The sequence below is a fragment of the Collinsella aerofaciens genome (assembly GCF_902501475.1).
GTDB classification, from domain to species: Bacteria; Actinomycetota; Coriobacteriia; order Coriobacteriales; family Coriobacteriaceae; genus Collinsella; species Collinsella aerofaciens_AL.
In genome coordinates this window covers 24,483-30,589 of the sequence record NZ_CABWIF010000017.1, presented here as the reverse complement: position 1 = coordinate 30,589, position 6,107 = coordinate 24,483, and the positions used below count along the sequence as shown (strand labels likewise).

General features: G+C 63.6%; 6 protein-coding genes. 1 reads left to right on the top strand and 5 read right to left on the bottom strand.

Translation table 11 applies throughout. From position 1 onward, the window contains the following. Nucleotides 1-3 precede the first annotated feature (3 nt). A complete protein-coding gene (locus GDJ93_RS10285; RefSeq protein WP_226812472.1) occupies nucleotides 4-87 on the top strand; it encodes an IS3 family transposase in 84 nt (27 codons plus the stop codon). A 149-nt stretch (nucleotides 88-236) separates the two neighbouring features. Here GDJ93_RS10285 and GDJ93_RS04830 read toward each other — a convergent pair whose 3' ends face one another. From GDJ93_RS04830 to hypF, 5 genes are all read right to left on the bottom strand, one after another. Further along, entirely contained in the window at nucleotides 237-905 is a 669-nt protein-coding gene (locus tag GDJ93_RS04830) for an HAD family hydrolase (RefSeq protein WP_152067941.1), read from the bottom strand. Nucleotides 906-1,010: 105 nt separating this feature from the next. After that, the gene (hypE, locus tag GDJ93_RS04825) at nucleotides 1,011-2,045 is read right to left on the bottom strand and encodes a hydrogenase expression/formation protein HypE (RefSeq protein WP_035136616.1); all 1,035 of its coding nucleotides are present in this window, start codon (nucleotides 2,043-2,045) and stop codon (nucleotides 1,011-1,013) included. 48 nt (nucleotides 2,046-2,093) lie between these two features. Then, the gene (gene hypD / locus GDJ93_RS04820) at nucleotides 2,094-3,206 is read right to left on the bottom strand and encodes a hydrogenase formation protein HypD (RefSeq protein ID WP_226812470.1); all 1,113 of its coding nucleotides are present in this window, start codon (nucleotides 3,204-3,206) and stop codon (nucleotides 2,094-2,096) included. Next, on the bottom strand, nucleotides 3,206-3,466 hold the full coding sequence (locus GDJ93_RS04815) for a HypC/HybG/HupF family hydrogenase formation chaperone (protein WP_055310039.1): 261 nt from the start codon (nucleotides 3,464-3,466) through the stop codon (nucleotides 3,206-3,208). The genes hypD and GDJ93_RS04815 overlap by 1 nt, the downstream gene beginning before the upstream one ends. A gap of 131 nt (nucleotides 3,467-3,597) precedes the next feature. Then, the gene (hypF, locus tag GDJ93_RS04810; protein WP_152067940.1) at nucleotides 3,598-6,069 is read right to left on the bottom strand and encodes a carbamoyltransferase HypF; all 2,472 of its coding nucleotides are present in this window, start codon (nucleotides 6,067-6,069) and stop codon (nucleotides 3,598-3,600) included. Between the last annotated feature and the right edge of the window lie 38 nt (nucleotides 6,070-6,107).

Genomic DNA, 6,107 nt, shown 5'->3' with positions numbered 1-6,107 from the left:
TACATAGAGCTCTATTACAATAGGGTGCGCATGCATTCCACCCTGGGCTACATGTCTCCAGTGGAATACGAGCGGCAATACGCTTGAGGATCCTTAAAAGAAAGTCCAGTTTATCCTTCCCACTCCAGGATGGCCGCGATTTAGCGGTCCAGGAAATCGTCCGCAGTCCCGCTCCAAAACGGGATGCGCTTTCCGCGCGGAAGAATTGTCGCAGCTGCGTTAAGCAGTGTCGCTCGTTACTCGCCCAGGATCAGCGCCGCGAGCTCTGCCTGGGTGTCCACCACGTAGTCGGCGCTGGCGGCCTCCAGCTCTGCACGGCCGCGGAAGCCCCAGCTGACGCCCGCGCTCTTAAGGCCGGCGTTGTGACCGGTCAGAACATCGACATTGGAATCGCCCACATAGAGCGTGGTCGCCGGATCGGCGCCTAGCTCTTCCATCACATGCAGCGTAACAGGCGCCTCGGGCTTGGGGGGAAACGCATCGATGCGGCCCTGCACCAGCGCAAAGCGCTCGGAACCAAAATACTTCTCGATAAGCGGAGCCGCCGAGACGTGGTCCTTGTTAGTGAGCACGGCAAGCTGCACGCCCGCGGCGCGCAGGCGGTCGAGCATCTCGATCGTACCGGCATAGGGGGCGGTGTGGTCCTCCTTGTGCTCGCCGTAGTAAGCCCTAAACTCGGCAAGCGTTTGCTCAAACATACGGCTGTCGCCCGCATACTCGGCAGGCATAAAGCGCTCAACCAGCTTGAGCATGCCGTTTCCCACCTTGTAGCGGTACTCGTCAACGGCAAACGTGGGCCAGCCGTGCGCCTCGCAGGTATGGTTGCCGGCGGCCGCCAGGTCCTCGAGCGTGTTGAGGATGGTGCCGTCCAGGTCAAAGATCACATGGGAAAAAGCTGCTGCCATGGGTGCTCCTGCCGCTTGAGTTGTAAAACGCACCCCATGATACTGGGCATGCGTGCCGGGCATGTTTGGAATCTGAATATCTTTAATAGCCCTGAGCCTTTGTCGTTAGCAAATTCTCGGCAGCTGCTCTCCTACGAGCATGTCGAGGATGCGGGTCGAGCCCCAGCCGGTGCGCACGCGCACGGCGGGATGGGCGCCCTCGGCAAGTGGCAGCACGCGGCCGATGATGGCGGCATTCTCGCCGTAGCGGGCGGCGCGCATGGCGCTCAGCGCGGCATCGGCTTGCTCGGCCGGCACGACGGCAACCATCTTGCCCTCGTTTGCCACCTGCAGCACATCGTAGCCGAGCATCTCGCAGGCGGCCTGCACGTCGGGACGCACGGGCACGGCATCCTCGTCGATCTCCATGGCAACGCCGCTGGCCTGCGCAAACTCGTTGAGCGTCGAGGCCAGGCCACCGCGCGTGGGGTCGCGGAAGCAGCGTGTGTCGGGTGCTGCGGAAAGCACATCGGCAATCAGGTGGTTGAGCGGCGCGGCGTCGCTTTCGATGGTGCTCGAAAACGCCAGACCCTCGCGTTGGCTCATGATAGCGATGCCGTGGTCGCCCAGTGTACCCGAGACCAGGATGACATCGCCGGGCTGGCAGTTTGCGCCGCTGAGCGCCACGCCCGCAGGCACCTCGCCCACGCCGGCGGTATTGATATAGACGCCGTCGGCCCCGCCGCGCTCGACCACCTTGGTGTCGCCCGTGATTATGGACACGCCCGCCTCGTGCGCCGTCTCGGCCATCGTCTGCACAATCTGGCGGAGCCTATCCATGGGATAGCCCTCTTCGAGGATAAAGCCGCACGACAGGTAGCGCACGTTGGCGCCCGAGGTCGCGACGTCGTTGACGGTTCCGCACACGGCGAGGCGGCCGATGTTGCCACCGGGGAAGAACTGCGGCGAGACTACAAAGCTGTCGGTCGACATGGCGATGCGCCCGCTCGCGGGCAGCGCGGCGACGCCGGCATCGTTGCCTTCGAGCAGCTCGGGCGACCCAAAGGCATCCAAAAAGACCTCATCGATGATGCGTTTCATCATCTGGCCGCCGGAGCCGTGGCCCAGCAGGACGGTGCTATCGGTAACGCTATGGGACATATCGAAAACTCCAATCGTGGGTGGTGCCGGTGTGCGGGTGTGCCCGGGCTAGTCGCGGTAGCGGTAGTACGCCGCGCAGCTGCCCTCGGAGCTCACCATGCACGGGCCGACGGGGTGCTCGGGCGTGCAGGTGCGGCCAAAGAGCGGGCAGCTGCTCGGCGCAATGGCCCCGCGCAGCACGTCGCCGCAGCGGCACCCGCGCGGCTCGACCGTCGCCTCAACGGGCACGTCAAAGCGAGCGCGGGCATCAAAGCGCGAGAACTCGGGGCGGATGGAAAGGCCCGAGTTGGCAATCAGCCCCAGCCCGCGCCATGTGGTATCGCACGGCTCAAACACCTGCTCGACCAGCTGGCGCGCCACGGGATTGCCGTCTGCGTTGACGCCACGGCGGTAGGCGTTGTCAATCGCGGGCTGCCCCTCAACAACCATCTGGACCAGCATGCAGATACCCTGCAAGATGTCGACCGGCTCAAATCCCGTTACCACGCCTGGAGTCTTAAACTCGTCGACCAAAAAGCCAAAGGGGGCCAAGCCCGTGATGGTGGCGACGTGGCCCGGCAGGATAAAGCCGTCGATGGTGGTCTCGGGGTCGTTGGCGATGGCGCGCAACGCCGGCGGCGTGGCCTTGTGGGCGCAATAGACCGAGAAGTTCAAAAGCCCGCGCGCCTCGGCCTCCAAGATGGCGGCGGCGATGGTGGGCGTCGTAGTCTCAAAGCCCACGCCCATAAAAATGACCGGGCGATCAGGGTTTTGCTCGGCAATGTCGAGCGCGTCGAGCGGGGAATAGACGATACGGATATCGCGCCCCGCCGCCTTTTGCGCAGCGAGCGAGGTGGATGATCCGGGCACGCGCATCATGTCGCCAAAGGTGGTGATGATGGCGCCGTCTATGTTGGCGAGCGCGATTGCGTGGTCGATGTCGCGGTTGGCGGTGACGCAGACGGGGCAGCCCGGGCCGCTCAGCAGCTTGAGCCCGGCCGGCATAATGGAGCGAAAGCCATAGCGCCCGATGCTCACGGTATGCGTGCCGCAGACTTCCATAAGGTTGATGGTGCGGTCGCCGACAAGCTCATGAATGCGCTCGATGAGCTCGCGAGCCAGCTTGGGATCGCGGAATGCCGAGAAATCGATACCGGAGCGCGCCGGCTGCTCGGGCGCCACTAGTAAGCCTCCGCCGGGTTGGTGGTCAGCTGGTCTTCTTCGACCAGCTCGGACATGGCATTAACAAGCTCGAGCGTTTCCTGTGCTTCCTGCTCGTCGACAATCTGGATGCCAAAGCCGGCGTGTACGAGAATATAGTCGCCAACCTGCGCCGTCGGCACGAGTCGCAGCGACACGGGGCGCTCGATGCCCATCATGTCGACGGTGGCCTTGAGGTCGTCGTCGCGTTTGACTACTTTACCGGGAACGGCAAGGCACATATTGTTCCCCTTTTATACGCTTTGCGCTGGACGGGCGCTCAATAATCCATCAGTTGATGGTAGCGCTCGCGGGCGCTGCGGGCAAACGCGCTACACCTGTGAGACGGCGGCTTGCGGGCTGGCCGAACAGCCTATTGTGGCGCGACCTGTACGAGGCGAGTGCGTGCGACTGCTGCCTGACCGTAGGCGATGCAGCCGTCATTGACGGGTACGGTGTGGGGGACAAGGACAGTAAAGCCTGCGCTTTTGAGCTCGCGGGTGAGAAGCTGAAGCAGAAGTCGGTTCATGAACACGCCGCCCGAGAGCGCGACGGTGTCGATGCCCTCGTGCACGCAGATATCGCTGGCGATGCGCGCCGAGGAGCGCGCGACGGCGACATGGAAATCGAGTGCGAGCCTGTCGGCGGGCGCTCCGGCTTCAATTCCTCCCAAAAGTGCCTCAAAGAGCGCTTTCTGGTCCAGAACATAGGGGCCGTCCAGCCACGATGGGCCAGATGCGAAATAGCCGGCGTTGTCGTCGGGAAAATGGGCGATTTCGTTGTCGAGCGCGCGCCAGGCGGCGGCTTCGAGTTCTATGGCGGGTTCGCCCTCGTAGGTTGCCTTGTCGCAGATGCCCAGAATTGCTGCCGCGGCATCAAAGAGACGCCCCATGCTGCTGGTACGCGGGCTGTTGATGCCGCGCTCGATCATGGTGGCTGTCACGCTGCGCGTTTGTTCGTCGAGGCTGTCCAAAAGCCGAGCGGCACCTGGGTGCTCGAGCAGGCCGAGCTCACTGAGCAGGGCAAAGGCGTTGCGGCGGGCGTCGCGCACGGAGGCCGCCCCGCCGGGGAGCGCCCAGGTGCGCAAATGCGCGGCGCGTTCAAAGCCGCCAAGGCTGGCAACAAGAAACTCGCCGCCCCAAATGGTCCCATCGGTGCCGGCGCCGGTGCCGTCAAAGGCGATGCCAAGGACGCGCGCGTCGGTTGTAAGCTGGCCCGCGGCGATGGCCTCGGCCATTACGCTCGCGATATGCGCATGATGGTGCTGCACCTCGACGAGCGGCAGATTGCATTTTCGCGCCTGCTCGCGCGCCCACTGGCCCGATAGATAGCTGGGGTGTACATCGCAGGCCAAGGCGGCGGGCGCCAAATCAAAGAGATCTTCCAAGCGCGTGCGCGCGGCGTTCCAGGCATCGAAGGTCCCGCCGTTTTCAACATCGCCGATATGCTGCGACACAAAACAGGGCGCCTCGCCGTTCGTCCCTTCACGTGTGAGCGCAATCGTGGCCTTTTGTTGTGGCCCGCAGGCGAGCACGCAGGACGGAGCGCCGTCGAGCGCCGGCAACGGCAGCGGCTGGGGTGCATATCCCCGAGCGCGGCGCACGGGCATAACGGCGCCGTCGACCATGCGCACCACGGAATCGTCATAGCGCGAGAGAATCGCGCGGTCGTTACCGAGCAACGCGTCGGCGATGCCGGCGGCAACGAGGTGTTCCCAGGCAAGGTCGTCGTCGGTCTCGATGGGTTCTTCGCTCAGGTTTCCGCTGGTCATGACGAGCGCGTGCATACCGCAGACTTCTGCCGCGGCAAGCAACAGATGTTGAAGCGGCGTATAGGGGAGCATGACGCCGAGCTCGGGCAGGTCGTGCGCGACAGATGGCGCGAGGGCGAGGATGTCGGGGGAACCGTCGTTGTCCTCGCTAACAGTGCGCCGGCGCAGCAGCACGATGGGGCGGATACTGCCGGCGAGCAGATCGCGTTCAGCATCGTCGATATGACACAGGCGCTCGGTATCAGCAAGACTACGTACCATGACGGCAAGTGGTTTGTTGCTGCGGCGTTTGCGACGGCGCAACTCGGCCACCGCCTGCTCGTTGGCAGCGTCACAGGCTAGATGGAATCCGCCCAGGCCCTTGATGGCGACGATGCCACCGCTGGCCAGCAGCTCAACGCAGCGCTCGATGATAGCGTCGCTGGCCTCGCGTGTGGTGCCGACGGCCGGTGTCGCGGACGAATTCCCGCACGCATTGCCGTTTACAGCCTCGCGCCACGTAATATGCGGCCCGCAATCAAAGCAGGCATCGGGCTGCGCGTGAAAACGCCGGTCGAGTGGGTCGACATACTCCGCAGCGCACTTGGGACACATGGGAAAACAATCCATCGACGTGGCCGCTCGGTCATAAGGCAGCGATCGGATGATGGTAAAGCGTGGGCCGCAGTTAGTGCAGTTGATAAAGGGGTAGTGATAGCGTCGGTCGGCGGGATCGAACAACTCGCGCAGGCAATCGTCACAGGTGGCGATATCGGGCGAGACGAGCGTCGTGTGCGCGGTCTGGTCCTGCGACGCCACAATGTGAAAGCCCTGCTCATCGGCAGCGCTCCAGCCGCCAGGCTCCAAATCCGCAATATCGACTCGCTCAACGCGAGCTGCCGCAGGCGCATGCTCAGAAAGCGCGGCAACAAAAGCATCGAGCGCATCGGCCAAAGCGTGCGCCTCGATATGCACGCCGTCGCCCGCATTGAGCACCCATCCACAAATGCCATGTGCCATGGCCTCGCGATACACAAACGGTCGCATGCCAACGCCCTGCACAATGCCCGTCACATGAATATGCACATGCCGCATGCGACACCCCTCATCAAAACCGACCAAAAAGGGACAGG